Source organism: Janthinobacterium sp. J1-1 (genome assembly GCF_030944405.1).
Taxonomy (GTDB): domain Bacteria; phylum Pseudomonadota; class Gammaproteobacteria; order Burkholderiales; family Burkholderiaceae_D; genus Janthinobacterium.
This window is the reverse complement of sequence record NZ_CP132339.1, coordinates 4,077,962-4,095,597: the sequence shown is the minus strand read 5'-3', so window position 1 is coordinate 4,095,597 and position 17,636 is coordinate 4,077,962. Positions and strand designations below refer to the sequence as shown.

Here is a 17,636-nt window from a genome sequence, read left to right as displayed (position 1 = left end):
CCATTTTGTTTCTTCTAACCAACTCACAATCTGCGTATGCTGTGCCATCTTCGCCTGCCCTTCCTTTTCTTGACCGCACTGGCCAGCACCAGCTGCCTGGCCGCCCAGCTGCAGACCGGCAACGGCGACACCGCCCGCGTGTTCCGCTTCGAGCCGCGCGTCGAAAACGGGCCGGGCGATCTGCACGGCCAGCCGCTGGGCCGCATCAGCGTGCTGCGCGCCGACGGACATGAAGTCTACTCCGAAGAGACACCCTTGCAGGCCGGCTGCGGCGAGATCGCGGCGGTCAGCCAGCTCACGCCGCAGCTGGTGGCGCTATGCGGCACCCTGGGTGGCCGGCATACGACGTATAAAGTGTTTCGCCAGGTGGGCGCGGCGCTGGAAATGGCCACCCTCGACCTGCAGGACGGCAGCGGGCCCCTGGTGATCCGGCGCGATGGCCGCGCGCGCGGCATGGTGATGCGGCGCGACGTCTTTCCCGGCATGACGGGGCCACGCTATTTTCCGCTGGTGTATGCGCTGTACGACGACCCCGTCGCCTTCGGCTTCCGGCCCGATTTCAGCGCCTATGCCAGGGCCGAATATAACCGCCGCTACAATGAGCTGAGGCACGGCGACCAGCCGGCGCAGGTGATGCCGGAAATCCTGGCGATGCTGCTGGCGATGCAGGAGCCGCGCCTGACGTGCCGGGAACTGAGCCGCCTGGAAACCATCCTGATCGACGATGGCCAGTATGCGGTGCGGCCCGATGCGCGCGACTTCCTGCGCCTGTGGATGAACAAGCTGCCGAGCGCCGGCTATCCGGCCTTCGACGAGGCCGTTTGCAAGGATTATTGAGCCGGCGGCGCAAACCACACCGTCACGCACAGCCCCCTGCCCTCGCCGCTCTCGGCCAGTTCGATGCCGGCCTGGTGATGGTCGGCGATATTGCGCACGATGGACAGACCCAGGCCGCAGCCCCAGGCATCGTGGCCGTCGGGGCGATAAAAACGGTCGAACAGGCGCGCGCGATGCTCTTCCGGCACGCCGGGGCCGTTGTCGCGCACGCGCAGCATGGCGCGCCCGTCGACGCGCGCCGCTTCCAGGTCCACCGTGCCGCCCGGCTGCGTGTAGCGCAGGGCATTGTCGACCAGGTTATTGAGCAGCACCTGCAAGCCGTCGGGATCGGCCTCGACCAGCACTTGCGCCGGCGCCACCACACCCAGGTCGATCTCGCGGCTGTCGGCCAGCGCGCCATGGTCGGCCACGGCGCCGGCCAGCAGCTGGCCCAGGTCGACCGTGCGCAGCTGGCCCGGCGCCAGCGCCGCTTCGTGGCGGGCCAGGCTCAGCAACTGGCGCACCAGGTGGGTGCTGCGGTCGAGCCGGTCGTGCAGTTTTTTCAACGCCACGCTGCGCGCCGCGTCGCTGGTGGCCCGTTCGGCCACCTGCAGCTGCAATTTCAATGCCGTCAGCGGCGAGCGCAGTTCGTGCGCCGCGTCGGCGACAAAGGTGCGCTGGGCCGTGATCGCCTCGTCGAATTTGCGCATCAGGCCATTCAGTGCCAGCACCACCGGCCGCAGTTCGGGCGGCATCTGCTGCATCGCCAACGGTGTCAGCGCATCGGGCGAGCGCCCGGCCACGCTGTCGGCCAGGCGGTCCAGCGGCTGCAGCGCGCGCCGCACCACCACCACGATCACCAGCGCCAGCATCAGGGCGAATGCCAGCAGCGGCGAGCCGGCGCGCCAGGCCATGCTGAGCGCCAGGTGGCGCCGCACATTCATGGTCTGCGCCACCTGCACATAGCGGCCGCGCCGCGTTTCGCCATACAGGCGCCAGCGCAGGCCGTTCACCTTCACCCGGGTAAAGCCGTCCAGCACATAGCGCGGCAATTGTGGCTTGCCGGCGGCCGCATACAGCAGCGCGCCGCGCTCGTCCCACGACTGCAGCACGAACGCTTCTTCCGGGTCCTGCGGCGACGGGCGGCCCGTATCGGGCGCGAATTCACCGGGAACGGCCACCGCCAGCTGGCGCAGTTGAAGGTCGCCCACCTCATTGGTTTCTTCCAGCAGCGAAAAGTACAGCGAGGCGCCGGCCCCCAGCACGCACAGCAGGGTCGCGCCCAGGAGGCCCAGCAACAGGCGGTGGCGAATGCTGGTCATGGCGCCACCCGGATCTTGTAGCCGACGCCGCGCACGGTCTGGATCAGGTCGGCGCCGAACTTCTTGCGCAGCTGGTAGATATACACGTCGACGGTGTTGCTTTCCACTTCGCTGTCCCAGCCGTACAGTTTTTCCTCGAACTGGCTCTTGGTGATCACCTTGCCTGGATTGTCGAGCAAGGCGCGCAGCACGGAAAACTCGCGCCGCGCCAGCTTGACGGGCACGCCATGAAAGCTCGCTTCATGGCTGGCCAGGTCCAGCGTCACGCCGCCATGCTCGATCACCGAGCGCGTATGGCCGCTGCGCCGGCGCAGCAAGGCGCGCAGGCGGGCCAGCAGTTCGTCGAGGTCGAACGGCTTGACCAGGTAATCGTCGGCGCCCGCATCGAGGCCTTCGACGCGGGCCGGCGTGCCGTCGCGCGCCGTGATGATCAGCACCGGCAGGTCGGCCCCGCGCTTGCGCGCCGCGCGCAGCACGTCCATGCCCTGCAGGCCGGGCAGGCCCAGGTCGAGCAGCATCAGGTCATACTCGAAACCGTCGAGCGCCAGCTGCGCCTCGCGGCCGTCGCGCACCCAGTCCACCGCATAGCTTTCGCCACGCAGGCCATCGACCAGGCTCTCGCCGATCATCGGATCATCTTCCACCAGCAGCAATCGCACCCGGATACTCCTCTTTGACAGTACGCCATCTTACCCTGACTGTTAGGCGCAGCACAGAGGCGGGCCGCAATCGCACGTACCGTGCACTGGATAACCAACACTGCGGAGCCCGCCATGACGAATGCCAGCCATACCGATCCCTACCCCCACCCTGCCGGCGGCTGGGGTTCCGTCAAGGAGGTGGGCGCCGCGCTGCTGACCGAAGGCGTGCTGTTCAAGGGCGGCGGCCTGATGCTGCACCAGAACAAGACCGAAGGCTATGCCTGCGTCGGCTGCGCCTGGGCCAAGCCGGCCAATCCGCATCCGTTCGAATTTTGCGAAAGCGGCGCCAAGGCCACGGCCTGGGAAATCACCAGCAAGAAAATCGGCGCCGATTTTTTCAGCCAGCATACCCTGGCCGAACTGCGCACCTGGAGCGACCATGAACTGGAAAGCGTGGGCAGGCTGACGGTGCCGCTGCGCTGGGACCCGGCCAGCGACCGTTATGTGGAAACCAGCTGGGATGCGGCGTTTGCGGCAATCGGCGCGGAACTGCGCCCGATGGCGCCGGGCAGCGTGGTGTTCTACAGTTCCGGGCGCGCCTCGCTGGAAACGTCGTATATGTACCAGCTGGCCGCGCGCATGTACGGCAATAACAACCTGCCCGACAGCTCCAATATGTGCCACGAAAGCACCTCGGTGGCGCTGCCGAAGACCATCGGTGTGCCGATCGGCACCGTGGTGCTGGACGACTTCGAACAGGCCGACTGCATCTTTTTTTTCGGGCAGAACGTGGGCACCAACAGCCCGCGCATGCTGCACCAGCTGCAGGAAGCGCGCAAGCGTGGCATTCCGGTGATCACCTTCAATCCGCTGCGCGAGACGGGCCTGCTGCACTTTGCCAATCCGCAGTCGCCGGCCGACATGCTCACTCCCGCCGAAACACAGATCACCACCCAGTATCTGCAGGTGAAAGCGGGCGGCGACAGTGCGGCACTGATGGGGCTGTGCAAGGCGCTGATCGAAGCGGACGACGCGGCGCAGGCCGCTGGCAATGCGCGCGTGCTCGATGCGCCTTTTTTGGCCGGGCACACCTCGGGTTTCGACGATTTCGCCGGCGCGGCGCGCGCCACCTCCTGGCTCGATATCGAACGCGAGTCAAGCCTGGGCCGCGCCGATCTGGAAACGGCGGCACAGACCTATGCCAGGGCCGAACGCGTGATCGGCATCTTCGGCATGGGCCTGACCCAGCACCGCCACGGCGTGCAGAACGTGCAGATGCTGTCGAATTTCCTGCTTTTGCGCGGCAATATCGGCAAGCCGGGCGCCGGCATCTGCCCCGTGCGCGGCCACTCGAACGTGCAGGGCCAGCGCACGGTGGGCATCACGGAAAAGCCGGAACTGGCGCCGCTAGCCCAACTGAAAAAACAATATGGCTTCGAGCCGCCACGCCACAAAGGCCTCAACACCGTCACCGCCTGCGAAGGACTGCTGGACGGGTCTGTAAAGGCCTTTATCAGCCTGGGCGGCAATTTCCTGCGCGCCGCGCCCGACACGGACGTGCTGGAACCGGCCTGGGGCAAGCTGCGCCTGTCGGTGCAGATCGCCACCAAGCTCAATCGCAGCCACCTGGTGCCGGGCGCGGTATCGTATTTGCTGCCCTGCCTGGGCCGCATCGAGATAGACCGCCAGGCCAGCGGCGAGCAGGCCGTCTCGGTCGAAGACAGCACCGGCTGCATGCACGGCTCGCGCGGCCGCGCCGAACCGGCGGCCGACACCCTGCGCTCGGAACCGGCCATCGTGGCTGCCCTGGCGCGCGCCATGCTGCCGCCCGAACGCTTTGCGCTGGCGCCGTGGGATGCCTGGGTGGCCGACTATGCCGAAGTGCGCAACGCGATCGCCGAGACCTATCCCGAGATTTTTCATGACTTCAACGCGCGCATGTGGCAGCCCGGTGGTTTTCGCCGTCCCGTGCCCGCCGCCCAGCGCGTATGGAAAACACCGAATGGCCTGGCCAATTTCATCACGCCGGCAACCCTGCTGGAAGACCCGGACCAGGCCAGCCCGCGCGACGATGTGCTGCGCATGTTTACCATCCGCAGCGACAGCCAGTTCAATACCACCATCTACAATGAAGACGACCGTTTCCGCGGCATCTATGGCGGCCGGCGCGTGCTGCTGGTCAATGCCATCGACATCATCCGCCTCGGGTTTGCCGAAGGCGCGCTGGTCGACGTGCATGGCGTGGCGCCGGACGGCATCGAGCGCCGCGTCAATGGCCTGCGGCTGGTGGGCTACGACGTGCCGCCCGGCTGCATCGCCGGCTACTATCCCGAGTGCAATCCGCTGCTGCCGCTGGCCCACCATGCGGTGGAGAGCATGGTGCCGGCGGGGAAATCGATTGCAGTGAGACTGGTCAAGGCGGCTGCCTGACGGCGGCGATCCGCGCATTGATACGTTCATTGAGCCATGCATGCGTGCGCGCCTGTACCTGACGCGCCAGCGCGATGGGAAAGCGGATAAACCCATGCGCCGCTTCCGGCGGCAAGTGCACTTCCACCTCGGCCACTTCGCCCCAGCGCCGCGCCATCAGCACCGTGTCGTCGCGCAGCGGATCGCGCTCGCCCGCGATCATCAAGGCCGGCGGCATGCCGTCCAGCGCGCCGTACAACGGCGACAGCGGCGGCAAGCGCTGCTCCGCTTCATCCAGGCCAGGCGTCAGCATGCGCATCGAAGCGGCCATGCTGGGACCGTGCAGCAACAAGGTATCCGGCCCGGCCGCGCGCACGCTGGGTGTGCCGGCCAGGTCGTACACGCCGTAATACAGCACCGCGCCCTTGACGCGGGCCAGCAGCTCGGGCCACTGCTTGAGCCGCAGCAGGGTCGCTGCCGCCAGGTGGCCGCCGGCCGATTCACCCACCACAAAAATGGGGAGACCCGCAAACTGGGTCTCCAAAAGCCAGCGCGCGGCCGCCAGGCAGTCGTCCAGCATGTCCTGCAAGGTGTGGGACGGCATCAGCCGGTAGTCGACCGACACCACCGCCACATCGCAGGCTTCGATGGTAGCCAGGTTCAGCTCATCGTTCATCTGCGCATTGCCGATCACCCAGCCGCCGCCGTGAAAGTCGAGCACCACGGCTCGTGCCGGACGCAGGCCCTGCAGGATGCGTACCGGCACATTGATGCCATCGGAGTGCACTACGCGCCGCTCGGCGCGGATACCCGCGCGCGCCAGCTTGCGCGCGCCCATCAGCTGCGACAGGTGCAGCAGCGACTGGATCAGCACGGGAATCACGCGGTTGCGGATGCGAAAACGCGGCGCCCGGCCCAGCTGGCGGTTGAACCGGCGCGCCTGCGCCAGCGTGGATGCATCAAATACCATGGCAGCGGCCTGGCCGCTTTCTGACAAAGGCATGCAGCCTCCTGATCTCGGTAAAAACCTCTACTCTAGCAAGTCCCGCCACGAGTGGCTGTTCGCCAGAAGGACACGAAAAAAAACCGTCACGGCGATCTTGCCGTGACGGCCAACGGTCTGGGGTGTCCAGACCAGGAGACGCTGTGAAAATGTTACTTGAGCGGCGGCTGCACCTGCTTGTAGCGGCCCATCAGCTCGCCCTTGGCCAGCACATGGCCCTGCATCGCCTTGAGCAGCTGGTCGCGGTCGGAACCGAACGGCAGCGACAGCACCGTGTCGAGCGCAAACACCTGGAAGTGATAATGATGGGCCGGATCGCCCACCGGCGGACGCGGACCGTAGTAACCGGTCGAGCCGCGCGTGGTGCGCCCCTGCAGCACGCCTTCCGGTTCGGTCAGGCGCGGCTGCTCCTGCAGTCCTTCGGGCAGGCTGGTGACGGTGGCCGAAATATTCCAGGCCAGCCAGTGCACGAACGGCTTTTGCGGCGCGTCCGGGTCTTCCATGATGATGACATAGGATTTGGCGCCCGCGACGGCCGACCAGGACAGCGGCGGCGACACGCCATCCGCATACTCGCTGTACTTGGCGGCCAGCATGGCGTTGCTGGCAAAGGCATTGCTGCTGACCGCCAGCTTGCCACCGCCGACACTTTCGGGACGCACCAGCGCCAGCGGCACGTTCGTGCCCTGCGCCGCCTGCTGCTGCATCGGCGCGGCGGGAGCGGCTGGCAGCATGGCGCCGCGCGCCGCGTTGCCGGTGTAGGCGATCCGATACAGCACGCCATTGGCGTCGTCCGCCATCAGCAGCGAACCGTCTTTGGCCATCGCCAGGCCTACCGGACGCGCGATATGGGTCTTGCCGCCGTCCGTCAGGAAGCTGCCGACGAAGGGTTCGATCGATTTTGCCTGGCCATCGGCAAAGCGCACGCGCACGATTTCATAGCCGGAGGGCGTGCTGCGGTTCCACGAGCCGCGCATGGTGACGAAGGCGTCGCCCTGGTATTCGGCCGGGAAGTTCGCGCCGCGATAGAACAGCAGTTGCATCGGCGCCGCGTGGGCCGTGTAGCCGAGCTCCATCGGCGTGCTGCGCGCCTTCCACTCTTCCTTGCTGATATCGCCGACGGGCGTGCTTTGCGGGTAGATGCTGCCGGCGCCATACACGTGCGGCCAGCCGTACTGCTTGCCCAGTTCGATCTTGTTCAGTTCTTCCTGCTGGTCGTCGTCGCCGAGGAAATCGATGCCGTGGTCCATGCCCCACAGTTCGCCGGTGCGCGGCTGCCAGTCGAAGCCGATCATGTTGCGCAGGCCAGAGGCAAAGATACTGCGCTGCTTGCCGTCGGGCGACGCGCGCAGCAAGGTGGCGTTTTCCGGATTGCTTTCATTGCAGGTATTGCAGGTCGAACCGGCGCTGATATACAGCATGCCGTCCGGGCCAAAGGCCAGCGTGCGGTTCGGATGCTGGCCCGCGTCGGGCAGGTCGCCGATAATCAGTTTCAATGGCGACAGGCGCCCGTCCGGCAGGATATCGGCCACGAACACCTCCTTGACGGTGGCCAGGTACAGCTTGCCGTCGCGGATCGCCAGGCCATGCGCGCCGGCGCGGCTGGCCACGGTCACGGGAGCGGCATCGGGTCGGCCATCGCCATCGGCATCCTTGAACATCAGGACATCGCCCTGGTCGCGCCGGCTGACGTAAATCGTGCCGTCAGGCGCCACCGCGACGATGCGGATATTTTTCAGGCCCGAGTCAAACACCGAGACGGCAAAGCCGGGCGGCGCCTTGACGCCGGCCACGCGTTCAGGCGTGGCCTCGACCTTGTCGGGCTTGACGATGGCGGCGGCGATACCGACATGGGTGCCGTCGCCCTGCTGGGCGTGTGCCGGGTGGGACCACAAAGCGATGGCGCCGAGGATGGCAGGCATGGCAAGGGTGAAGGAAGTTCGCATGGTTGGCCTCTTGTGTGAACTGCAAGTGTCGGGCCGCGCCCTGCCCTGCTCTGTACGGCACCTAACCGAGCGCACATCAATGCCGTGCCTGCCTGATTTTGCCCTTGCGTGCGCACGCGCACCGAAGAAAGCGTATGAAAAGCGCAACGTGGCATCACGATCCACCTTGATGACTTGCTATAGGAACTGCCCCTTTGGAAACTACCACTCCCCAGCAACACGATGCACACGATGGCGTGGCCGACCGCAGGGCCACCATCGCCAGCCGCGTCAAACAGGGCGGCTGGTCATCCTATCTGTACGCACTGGCGCAGATGGCGCGCGCCGCCGCCGAAGCCTGGCTGGGCCGGCGTGCTTCCAGCAAGGGCGCCGCCCTGACCTTGTATGTGCTGTTTTCGCTGGCGCCCATGCTGATCCTGGTGGTGGCGCTGGCCAGCATCTTCTTTGACGAAGAAGCCGTGCGCACGGCCCTGCTGACGGAACTGGGCGGCCTGACCGGCGCCCAGGGCGGCGACGCCCTGAAGGCCATCATCGCCGGCGCCAAGCGCGCGGACGAGGGCCTGGCCGCCAGCATCATCTCCGGCGTGATCGTGCTGGTGACCGCCACCAGCGCGTTTGCGGAACTGAAGGAAAGCCTCGACGAACTGTGGCAGATCCCGCCGTCGGAAGGATCGGGCGTGTGGCTGTTCCTGAAAGAGCGCATCCTGTCGTTCGGCCTCTTGCTGGTGCTGGCCCTGATGCTGATGATGACCCTGGCCGTCAACGCGGGCCTGGCCGCGCTGCAAGGCAGCTGGGTCGATCCGACCGATCCGGGCAAGCTGCTGCAATATGCGCTGTCCGGCCTGTCGATGGTGATCGTCACCGTCATCTTCGCGTTTATCTACAAATACCTGCCGGCCACGCCGATCGCCTGGGGCGACGTGATCGTCGGCGCCATCCTGACGGCCATCCTGTTTATGGGCGGCAAGGTGCTGATCGGCCTGTACCTGGGCCACGGCGACTTCGGCAACGCCTACGGCGCGGCCGGCTCCATCGTCGCGCTGATCACCTGGATCTATTATTCGGCGCAGATCTTCTTCTTTGGCGCCTTGTTTACTCATGAATATGCGATGACTTTGGGTAGCCGGCGGCACAAAGGCGCCATCACGCCACCGCAGGTCAAGCCAGGCAACGCCAGGTAAAGCCTGCTGATTGTGGCAATGCTATCGTTTTATCTCCAAAAAAACACGGCTGCGCAAGACAGCACGTGATAACAATCATCAAGGAGACAAAATGAAACAGACTATGCTTTCATGCATGGTGGCGGCCGCCTGCGCCACGCTGATTACCGGCTGCGGCAGCAGCGAGACCACGCCCGCCGGCGACACCACCGCATCGGCCGACACCCGCGCCAGCCAACTGGTGGCCGCCATGACGCTGGACGAAAAAATCCAGCTGGTGCACGGCACCGGCATCGGCGTGGGTCCGCTGGGCGGCGCCGGCTATATTCCGGGCATCGCGCGCCTGGGCATCGCCGACTATTACGCAGCCGATTCATCGACCGGGGTCAGCCAACTCAAACTGAACGGCAATGCCTTGACGGCGGTCGACAATGGCGCCACGCCACTGCCGTCGGGCATTGCGCTGGCCGCCAGCTGGGATACGGCGCTGGCGCGCGAATACGGCGCCCATATCGCCAAAGAATTGCGCACACTGGGCTATACCGAAGGGCTGGGCGGCGGCGTCAACCTGGCGCGCGAATTGCGCAATGGCCGCACCTTCGAATATTCGGGAGAGGACCCTGTGTTGGCAGGCAATATGATCGTCGCCCGCACGCTGGGCACGCAGTCGGAAAAGGTGGTGGCCACCATCAAGCACTATGTCGCCAACGACCAGGAAACCAACCGTTTTACCTCCAATTCGATCGTCGATGAACGCAGCTTGCGTGAACTGCATATGCTGCCGTTTGAAATCGGCGTCAAGGAAGGCCAGCCAGGCAACGTCATGTGCGCCTATAACCTGGTCAATGGCGACAAATCCTGCGAGAGCAAATACCTGCTGACCGATGTGCTGAAGAACGAATGGGGCTTCAGGGGCAAGGTCCAGTCGGACTGGTTCCAGGCGATTACCGATACCGTCAAGTCGGTCAATGCGGGACTCGATGAGGAGCAGGCCGGCTCGGTCGATGACGACGTCGGGTTCTTTGGCGTGAAAAGCCATCTGAACCAGAAACTCAAGGCCGCGGTGCAGGCCGGCACGGTCAGCATGGCGCGCCTGGACGATATGGTAAAACGCCGGCTGCGCACCGTGATCAGCCTGGGCATCCACGATTCGCCCGCCACGCCAGCCGGCAAGATCGACCAGGCGCTGGGCGACAGCGTGGCGCGCAAGGTGGCCGAACAGTCGATGGTGCTGCTGAAGAACGATACGCCAGCGGCGGCGTCCGCACCGGCCTTGCCGCTGGACGCCGCCGCCATCAACAGCATCGTGGTGATCGGCGGCCATGCCGATGTCGCCGTGCTGTCCGGCGGCGGCGCGGCCGGCACGCCGCCGCGCGATGGCAATGCCGTCGCCTGCCTGGACCCGAACGGCATGATAGGCGGCCAGGTGACGGCCTGCGCCGTCTGGTACAAATCGTCACCGCTGGACGCGATCCGCGCCAAAGCGCCGCGCGCCGTGGTGACCTACTTGGACGGTTCCGACCGTGCGGCCGCCGCGCAGGCCGCGGCCAATGCCGACGTGGCCATCGTGTTTGCCACGCAATGGCAGACCGAGGCCGGCGACCTGCCCTCGCTGAGCCTGCCCGACGCCGTCACCGACCGCGCCAACCAGGCCTATGACCAGAACGCCCTGATCGCCGCCGTCGCCGCGCGCGCCAAACGCAGCATCGTGGTGCTGGAAAACGGCACGGCCGTCACCATGCCGTGGATCGCCAGCACCCATGCCGTGCTGGCGGCATGGTACCCGGGCGTCAAGGGTGGCCAGGCGATCGCCAATGTGCTGTTTGGCGACGTCAACCCGTCGGCCAAGCTGCCTGTCACGTTCCCGAAAAGCGACGCGGACGTGCCGCAGAAAACCATCTCGGCCACCGATAACGATGTGCGCTACAGCGAAGGCCTGCTGGTCGGCTACCGCTGGTACGACGCGCACAATATCGAACCGCTGTTCCCGTTTGGCCACGGCCTGTCATATACGCGCTTTGCGTATACGGGCGCCAGCAGCAGCGTCGATGCGGCCGGCAACCTGACGGTCAGCTTCACGCTGGCCAATACCGGCAAGGTGGCCGGCGCGGAAGTGGCGCAGGTGTATGCGACCTTGCCGGCGGCGGCCGGCGAGCCGCCGCAGCGCCTGGTCGGCTGGCAGAAGGTGACGCTGGCGCCGGGCGAAAGCAAGATCGTCAGCGTGACCGCCAAAGCCGAGCGGCTGGCCATCTGGGATGTGGCGGCAAAGCAGTGGCGGCTGCCGGACGGGAAATTCACACTGGCCATCGGCGGCTCTTCGCGCGACAAACAGGCGGCCGGCAGCAGCGTGGAGCTGCGCGGCCGGCTGCTGCCGCTGTCGCGCTAGCGCGCCCCCGCTAGCGGCCCGCGCCGGCCCCGGTGGATTATGATGGCGTTGTCCGGCCTGCGCCGGACACCACCACAATAATACTCCGGGGCTTGCGCGCTGCATGTCACCGGCAAGGAGACAGGCATGGTCATCTTCCAGCCAAAAACCGTATCGAACGTGCTGGCGCAGCTCAGCTTGCGCGGCGCGGCCAGCCGCGGCATCGGGCCGGACGAGTTCCGCAAGCTGACCGGCATCGCCCAGCTTGAAACGACGCAGCTCAATGGCCGCATCGCCGGCGCCAAGCATATCGCCATGCTGAACCTGACGGAGCAGGGCTGGATGCCCGGCCACGTCTTTCACGGCGAGCTGGGGGCCCCGCTGTTCGCGCCGCTGAGCACCGTGCTGGGCGTGGTGACCAATGCCCCCAGCTTGTCGGCCGCCTTTGACGACTACCTGCAATTGCGCACGCTGATCGGCAATGTCGACCAGCTGGGCATGCGGCGCGCGGGCGACGATTTCGTGTGGGAATACACACTCGAAGGCGAAGGCCGGCGCGCCGTCAGCGCGTTTGGCAATCTGCTGCTGATCAGCAAACTGGTGCGCCAGTACACGATGGACACCCAGCAGCATATGGCGATCGAACTGACGGGCAAGGCGTTTTCCAGCATCGCGCAGCTGACCGAACTGGGGCCGTTTACCGTCAGCTTCGGCCAGGGAGCCAACCGCCTGCGCTTTTCCACCGCGCTGGCGGACGCGCCCTACCCCCTGCACAATCCGGTCAGCTACCGGATCCTGCGCGGCCAGGCCAGGCTGGAGTTGCGCGGCCTGAACGCGGCACATTCATTCTCGATGCAGCTGGAAGACCGGCTGACGCAGCTGCTCAGGCAGCACGACGGCGTGGCGCAGTCGCAGCCACTGGCGCTGGTCTGCGCGGACATGGCCATCACGCGTTCCGGGCTGCACCGGCGCCTGCACAAGGAATCCACCAATTTCCAGGCCATCCTGGCCGGCGTGCGCCTGGCCGAAGCGCGGCGCCTGCTGCGCCAGCCTGGCCTGAGCGTCTCCGAGATCAGCGATCTGCTGGGGTTTTCCTCGCCGTCGGCGTTTTCGCGTTTCTTTTCAGGGCATGGCGGCAGCACGCCCTCGCACTACCGGCGCACTCAGGCCGTGCTGACCGCATAGCGCGACATGTCGCTGCCGCCGCCCTGCCACAGGGCCAGGAACGATTCATACACGTGGCGCGTGAGCGACGGGCGGCGGCGCGACTTGCGCCAGAATTCGTAGCGGCCCTTGAAGACATAGCCGTCGTTGAAGGTCACTTCGAAATCGATGTCGACCTGGTCGCCGGCGCCATGCACCCACGATCCCAGCAGGCGGTCGGCTTCGCGAAAGGCGCCCAGCACGGCGCTTTGATGGTTCTGCCGGCCGATGCGGATGCGGGCCACTTCGATCTTTTCATCGTGGTTGTCGTCCAGGTCGAACGATGTCGATTGCATGTTCATGGTGTCTGTCCCTTTCATGGTTCAAGCGGCATGCCGTTGAAGGCAGCCTTGTAAAAATGCCGTCGCCGCCGCTGCCGGCAATGGCCTGCTGTAGTAATAGCCCTGTATCTGGTCGCACTGCCAGCCGCACAGCAGGCTGCGCTGCTCGTCCGTTTCCACCCCTTCGGCGATCACCGACAGGCCCAGGCTGTGGCCCAGGCCGATGGTGGCCTGCACGATGGCGCGCTGTTCGCCGACGCTGGCCATATTGCGCACGAAGGACTGGTCGATCTTGAGCTTGTCGATGGGGAAGCGGGAGAGGTAGGCCAGGCTGGAATAGCCGGTGCCGAAGTCGTCGATGGCCAGGCGCAGGCCCAGGGCGCGCAGCCGCTTGAGCAAGGCAATCGCGGCCTCCGCGTCTTCCATCACCACGCCTTCGGTGATTTCAAGCTCCAGCAGCGCTGGTTTGACACCGCTGGTGGCCAGCAGCGTTTCCAGGTGCGACAAAAAGCCCGGTGCGGCGAACTGGCGCGGCGAGATATTGACGGCCACCGGCACGGCCAGGCCCTGCTCCTGCCAGGCCTGCAGCTGGCGGCACGCGGCTTCCAGCACCCAGTCGCCGATCGGCACGATCAGCCCTGACTCTTCGGCCAGGGGAATGAACTGGTCGGGGGCGACCAGTGCACCGTCGCGGCGCCAGCGCAGCAGCGCTTCGAACCCCACCAGCGCGTCGTCGCCGAGCGCCTGCTGCGGCTGGTAATGCAGTTCCAGCTCGCCCCGTTCGACGGCATGACGCAGGGCCGCCTCGGTGGCGATGCGCTGGGCGGCCTGGGCGTTGATCTCTTCGGAGTAATGCACCAGGGTGTCGCCGCCGGCGCGGCGGGCCAGCTGCAGCGCCGCGTCGGCATTGCGCAGCAGCCCTTCCGGTTCGCGGCCATGCAGCGGGTAGCTGACGGCGCCCAGGCTCAGGCTGGTGAAGATTTCATGGCCCTGCCAGCTGTAGGGCACGCCCACCTCGTCGCGCAGGGCCGACACGGCCGCCTCGAATTCGGCGCTTTCGCGCGGCCACTGGTACAGGATGGCGAAATTGGCGCCGTCGAGCCGGTACACTTCGCCGCCGCTGCACTCGGCGGCCTGGCGCATGCGCCCCAACAGCCCCACGATCATGTGGTCGCCAAAGCTGTGCCCCAGGCCGCCGACGATGCGCGTAAAGCGGTCGATGGTACCGAGCACCACCGCGTGCGGCCTGGCCGGCAGGCCGCGCAAGCGCGTTTCGAACGAGCGCCGGTGCGCCAGCCCGGTGAGCGGATCATGGCCGGCCTGGTGCGCCAGCTGCTGCTCGACCCGGTAGCGGGCGCGCACGTGGTACAGCAAGAAGCCGCTGCTCAGCAGCGCCAGCAGGTCGAACAGGTGCACCAGCCGCGTAATGCCCATGGCATTTTTCTCGGCCGCCGCGCCGTCCGCATGGATCGCCTGCCGCCCTCCTTCGCTGGCCTGCGTTTGTTCCAGCAAGGGGCCGATGCTGTTGCGTATGCCGCTGCTGGCGCGCTCCATCACCACCGACAAGCCGATACTGGCGGCGATCACCAGCATCAGCAGGGCATACACCGACCAGCGCGCAAACGGCAGGCGCAGTTGCCTGACGCGCTGCACGCCCAGGCGCAGCAGCGCGGCCAGGCGGCGCACAAACGGATGAAAACCGGACAGCGGCAGCGAGGCGGCGGTATGGTGGAAGACAGTACGCATGGCGGGTTCCTGGCGTGGTGACGCGGACGTTATAGCGCGTTGCAGGCCTGGCGGATGCAGCGCACCAGGTCGTTCGATTGAAACGGCTTGCTCAGAAAGCACGAGGCGCCCGACTGCAGCACGCGCAGGCGCACGGCCGGCTCGGGAAACGCCGTGATCATGATCAGGGGCGTTTCGCTGCCCTGGCGGCGCAATTGCTCCAGCAGGTCGATGCCGCTCATGCCCGGCATTTGCAGGTCGCTGACGATGCACTGGTAGCTGTCCAGCGGCGCGCCGGCCAGCAGGCTTTCGGCGGAATCGAAACAGGTGGTCAGGTAGCCATACGAGCGCAGCAGGCTGGCCAGCGCGCCGCGCACGGATTCATGGTCATCGACGATGGCGATATGAAAACTCGATGGATCGGATTCGGTCACTGCTTACTCCCTGATAACGTATGGGAGAACTGTACAGGGCGTGGCGCGCGCGCGAAATCATACAAGGGTATAGGGCTGCCGCCGCGCGGACCGCAGGTCGGATTAGTGGCGCGCAGCGCCGCGTAATCCGACAACATTGTTGGCGTCAGCAATATTGTCGGATTACGGCCTTTCAGGCCTGATCCGACCTGCCACCTACTTTTGTCTGGCCGTATCGATCCCCAGCGCCTCCGCCATCCTTACCAGGTCGGCAAAGGTGCGCGCCTGCATCTTGCGCATGGCGTTGCCGCGGTGGATCTTGACGGTGATTTCGCTGGTACCCAGTTCGCCGGCGATCTGCTTGTTCATCAGGCCGCTGGCGGCCAGCGCCATGATTTCGCGCTCGCGCGGGGTCAGGCTGGCATAGCAGTCGTGCAAGCCCTGCGCGGCCTGTTCGCGTGCGCGCCGTTCGCGGTCGGCGGCCAGGGCCAGGTTGACGGCGTCCAGCAGGTCCTGGTCGCGGAAGGGCTTGGCCAGGAAATCGAGGGCGCCCGCCTTCATCGCGCGCACCGACATCGGTATGTCGCCGTGGCCGGTCATGAAGATGATGGGCAGGTGCGCGCCGTCGCGATTGAGGTCGGCCTGGAAGTCGAGGCCAGACACCCCCTGCAAGCGCACATCGAGCAGCAGGCAGCTGGCCACTTCGGCGCGCGGCTGGGCCAGGAACTGCGCCACCGAGGCGTAATCGGCCACCGCCAGGCCGCTGGAACGCAACAGGCTGGAAATCGCGGCGCGGAGCAGCCCGTCGTCGTCGACGATATGCACAAGGCCTGGCGGCGCCTCGGTCATGCTGGCGCCGCTCATGCGCCCTCCGTGGCAAAGCTGGCGGCCGATGGCAGCGACAGCGACAGGGTCGCACCCAGGCCCGGCGTGCTGCGGGCCCAGATGCGTCCGCCGTGGGTTTCGACGATGGAGCGGCAGATCGGCAGGCCCATGCCCATGCCGTCGGCCTTGGTGCTGAAAAATGCCTCGAACAGGTGCGGCAGGTGTTCGGTGGAGATGCCGGGCCCACTGTCGGTGACATGGCACTGCACCGCGCCATCCGCGTTCGCATCGAGGGACGTGCGCAGCAGCAGCGAGGCCTGGCCTGGCGCGCAGTCCTGCATCGCCTGCATGGCGTTCATCATCAGGTTGATCAGCACTTGCAGCAATTGCACCTTGTCGCCGCGCACTGGCGGCAGGCCCGGCGCCAGGTCGAGCTTCAGGCTGACGGCGTGGCTGGCCAGCTCGCGACGCACCAGCGCGGCCGCTTCCTCGGCCACCGCATTGAAGTCGAGCGGCAGATGATAGGGGTCGCTGCGCCGCGCCAGCGCACGGATGCGCTGTATCACTTCGGTGGCGCGCCGGCTCGCTTCGAGCAGGCTGCCGATCGCCGCGCACGCTTCGTCCAGGTTCGGCTGCGGGCGGTTCAGCCAGCGCAGGCTCGCTTCGCCGTTGGTGGCGATCGCCGCCAGCGGCTGGTTCACCTCATGCGCGATCGAGGCCGCCAGTTCGCCCAGCATGGTCACGCGCGTCACGTGGGCCAGCTGCACCTGCGATTCGTGCAGCGCCTGCTCGGCCAGCACCGAGGCCGTCACGTCCATCAGCGCGCCCAGGTATTCGCAGCGGCCGGCCTGGTCGTAAGTGGGCTGGGCCAGCACGTGCACATACTTTATTTTGCCGTCGGGCAGCTGCAAACGGTGGCGCACATCGAGTTCGCCCTCGCAGCGCATCACCTGGGCTATGGCCGCGCGCACCAGCGGGCGGTCTTCGGGCATGGTGCGTTCCAGCAGCATCTCGACGGTGGGTGCCTGGCAGGTGGGGTAGCCGTAGATGCGCGCCGCCTCGTCCGACCAGTACAGGCGGGCCTCGGGCGCCGTGAAGCTGAAGCTGCCCGTCTTGCTGATGCGCTGGGTACCGGCCAGGAAGGCTTCGCTGCGGCGCAGCGCCTGCTCGCGCGCCAGCAGCCGTTCGGTGGCGGCCTGGCCCGTCAGCGCCAGAAAGGCGGTGATGCCGATCGCCGCCAGGCTGACCATCAGCCGACCCGAAGCGGGGCCGGAAAAGATCGACACATGGATCAGGCCATAGGCCAGCAGGGTCAGCGCCATGCACAGCACGGTGGTCAGGATCACGCCGCGGCGCGCCCAGACGCTGGCCGACAGCAGCACCACCACCACGTACATGACGGCGATGGCGACATCGAGTTCGGTAAACGCATCGACCGCAAAAATCAGCAGGGTCACGCCGACCAGCAGGAGGGAGAGTAAGGGACTGCCGGGAATACGTGCCATGCCTGACCTTTCGTAGCTTCTT

The 17,636-nt window shown here is 66.3% G+C and carries 14 protein-coding genes; 5 read left to right on the top strand and 9 right to left on the bottom strand.

Annotated elements, in window-relative coordinates; translation table 11 throughout:
• Positions 1-36 precede the first annotated feature (36 nt).
• Complete coding sequence (locus tag Q8L25_RS18725) at positions 37-837, top strand: hypothetical protein (RefSeq protein ID WP_308920808.1); 801 nt, start codon at positions 37-39, stop codon at positions 835-837.
• On the opposite strand, the gene Q8L25_RS18720 is transcribed toward Q8L25_RS18725, so the two are convergent.
• Together Q8L25_RS18720 and Q8L25_RS18715 are read right to left on the bottom strand one after the other, a co-directional pair.
• Entirely contained in the window at positions 831-2,138 is a 1,308-nt protein-coding gene (locus tag Q8L25_RS18720; protein WP_308920807.1) for an ATP-binding protein, read from the bottom strand. The genes Q8L25_RS18725 and Q8L25_RS18720 overlap by 7 nt on opposite strands.
• A complete protein-coding gene (locus Q8L25_RS18715) occupies positions 2,135-2,797 on the bottom strand; it encodes a response regulator transcription factor (RefSeq protein ID WP_308920806.1) in 663 nt (220 codons plus the stop codon). The genes Q8L25_RS18720 and Q8L25_RS18715 overlap by 4 nt, the downstream gene beginning before the upstream one ends.
• Positions 2,798-2,911: 114 nt before the next feature.
• Here Q8L25_RS18715 and Q8L25_RS18710 point away from each other — a divergent pair, with 114 nt between their 5' ends.
• Positions 2,912-5,209 carry an FdhF/YdeP family oxidoreductase gene (locus Q8L25_RS18710; RefSeq protein ID WP_308920805.1) on the top strand — a complete coding sequence of 766 codons (2,298 nt, stop codon included), beginning with the start codon at positions 2,912-2,914 and terminating at the stop codon, positions 5,207-5,209.
• Here Q8L25_RS18710 and Q8L25_RS18705 read toward each other — a convergent pair.
• Both Q8L25_RS18705 and Q8L25_RS18700 read right to left on the bottom strand, forming a co-directional pair.
• Positions 5,193-6,191 carry an alpha/beta hydrolase gene (locus Q8L25_RS18705; protein WP_308920804.1) on the bottom strand — a complete coding sequence of 333 codons (999 nt, stop codon included), beginning with the start codon at positions 6,189-6,191 and terminating at the stop codon, positions 5,193-5,195. The genes Q8L25_RS18710 and Q8L25_RS18705 overlap by 17 nt on opposite strands.
• Before the next feature lie 152 nt (positions 6,192-6,343).
• A complete protein-coding gene (locus Q8L25_RS18700; protein WP_308920803.1) occupies positions 6,344-8,137 on the bottom strand; it encodes a YbhB/YbcL family Raf kinase inhibitor-like protein in 1,794 nt (597 codons plus the stop codon).
• 194 nt (positions 8,138-8,331) lie between these two features.
• Between Q8L25_RS18700 and Q8L25_RS18695 the strand changes: the two genes are divergently transcribed.
• The 3 genes from Q8L25_RS18695 (at position 8,332) to Q8L25_RS18685 (ending at position 12,847) form a co-directional block, all read left to right on the top strand.
• Positions 8,332-9,318 carry a YihY/virulence factor BrkB family protein gene (locus tag Q8L25_RS18695; protein WP_308920802.1) on the top strand — a complete coding sequence of 329 codons (987 nt, stop codon included), beginning with the start codon at positions 8,332-8,334 and terminating at the stop codon, positions 9,316-9,318.
• 91 nt (positions 9,319-9,409) lie between these two features.
• Positions 9,410-11,683 (top strand): glycoside hydrolase family 3 C-terminal domain-containing protein, encoded by a 2,274-nt coding sequence (locus Q8L25_RS18690; protein ID WP_308920801.1) that lies wholly within the window; start codon positions 9,410-9,412, stop codon positions 11,681-11,683.
• A 126-nt stretch (positions 11,684-11,809) separates the two neighbouring features.
• Positions 11,810-12,847 carry an AraC family transcriptional regulator gene (locus Q8L25_RS18685; protein ID WP_308920800.1) on the top strand — a complete coding sequence of 346 codons (1,038 nt, stop codon included), beginning with the start codon at positions 11,810-11,812 and terminating at the stop codon, positions 12,845-12,847.
• Here Q8L25_RS18685 and Q8L25_RS18680 read toward each other — a convergent pair.
• The 5 genes from Q8L25_RS18680 to Q8L25_RS18660 form a co-directional block, all read right to left on the bottom strand.
• Positions 12,826-13,167 (bottom strand): hypothetical protein, encoded by a 342-nt coding sequence (locus Q8L25_RS18680; protein WP_308920799.1) that lies wholly within the window; start codon positions 13,165-13,167, stop codon positions 12,826-12,828. The genes Q8L25_RS18685 and Q8L25_RS18680 overlap by 22 nt on opposite strands.
• A gap of 21 nt (positions 13,168-13,188) precedes the next feature.
• Positions 13,189-14,892, bottom strand: a complete 1,704-nt coding sequence (locus Q8L25_RS18675; RefSeq protein WP_308920798.1) for a bifunctional diguanylate cyclase/phosphodiesterase — start codon at positions 14,890-14,892, stop codon at positions 13,189-13,191.
• A gap of 29 nt (positions 14,893-14,921) precedes the next feature.
• The gene (locus Q8L25_RS18670; RefSeq protein WP_308920797.1) at positions 14,922-15,305 is read right to left on the bottom strand and encodes a response regulator; all 384 of its coding nucleotides are present in this window, start codon (positions 15,303-15,305) and stop codon (positions 14,922-14,924) included.
• A 195-nt stretch (positions 15,306-15,500) separates the two neighbouring features.
• Positions 15,501-16,148: a response regulator transcription factor gene (locus Q8L25_RS18665; RefSeq protein ID WP_308920796.1), complete on the bottom strand. Its 648-nt coding sequence runs from the start codon at positions 16,146-16,148 to the stop codon at positions 15,501-15,503.
• A complete protein-coding gene (locus tag Q8L25_RS18660; RefSeq protein ID WP_308920795.1) occupies positions 16,145-17,614 on the bottom strand; it encodes an ATP-binding protein in 1,470 nt (489 codons plus the stop codon). Before Q8L25_RS18660 ends, Q8L25_RS18665 begins: the two co-directional genes overlap by 4 nt.
• Between the last annotated feature and the right edge of the window lie 22 nt (positions 17,615-17,636).

What these genes read in the sequence shown, in the direction of transcription:
- Q8L25_RS18725 (WP_308920808.1), top strand. Translation starts at nt 37, where the DNA reads ATGCTGTGCCATCTTCGCCTGCCCTTCCTTTTCTTGACCGCACTGGCC.
- Q8L25_RS18720 (WP_308920807.1), bottom strand. Translation starts at nt 2,138, where the DNA reads ATGACCAGCATTCGCCACCGCCTGTTGCTGGGCCTCCTGGGCGCGACC.
- Q8L25_RS18710 (WP_308920805.1), top strand. Translation starts at nt 2,912, where the DNA reads ATGACGAATGCCAGCCATACCGATCCCTACCCCCACCCTGCCGGCGGC.
- Q8L25_RS18705 (WP_308920804.1), bottom strand. Translation starts at nt 6,191, where the DNA reads ATGCCTTTGTCAGAAAGCGGCCAGGCCGCTGCCATGGTATTTGATGCA.
- Q8L25_RS18700 (WP_308920803.1), bottom strand. Translation starts at nt 8,137, where the DNA reads ATGCGAACTTCCTTCACCCTTGCCATGCCTGCCATCCTCGGCGCCATC.
- Q8L25_RS18690 (WP_308920801.1), top strand. Translation starts at nt 9,410, where the DNA reads ATGAAACAGACTATGCTTTCATGCATGGTGGCGGCCGCCTGCGCCACG.
- Q8L25_RS18685 (WP_308920800.1), top strand. Translation starts at nt 11,810, where the DNA reads ATGGTCATCTTCCAGCCAAAAACCGTATCGAACGTGCTGGCGCAGCTC.
- Q8L25_RS18680 (WP_308920799.1), bottom strand. Translation starts at nt 13,167, where the DNA reads ATGAACATGCAATCGACATCGTTCGACCTGGACGACAACCACGATGAA.
- Q8L25_RS18675 (WP_308920798.1), bottom strand. Translation starts at nt 14,892, where the DNA reads ATGCGTACTGTCTTCCACCATACCGCCGCCTCGCTGCCGCTGTCCGGT.
- Q8L25_RS18665 (WP_308920796.1), bottom strand. Translation starts at nt 16,148, where the DNA reads ATGAGCGGCGCCAGCATGACCGAGGCGCCGCCAGGCCTTGTGCATATC.
- Q8L25_RS18660 (WP_308920795.1), bottom strand. Translation starts at nt 17,614, where the DNA reads ATGGCACGTATTCCCGGCAGTCCCTTACTCTCCCTCCTGCTGGTCGGC.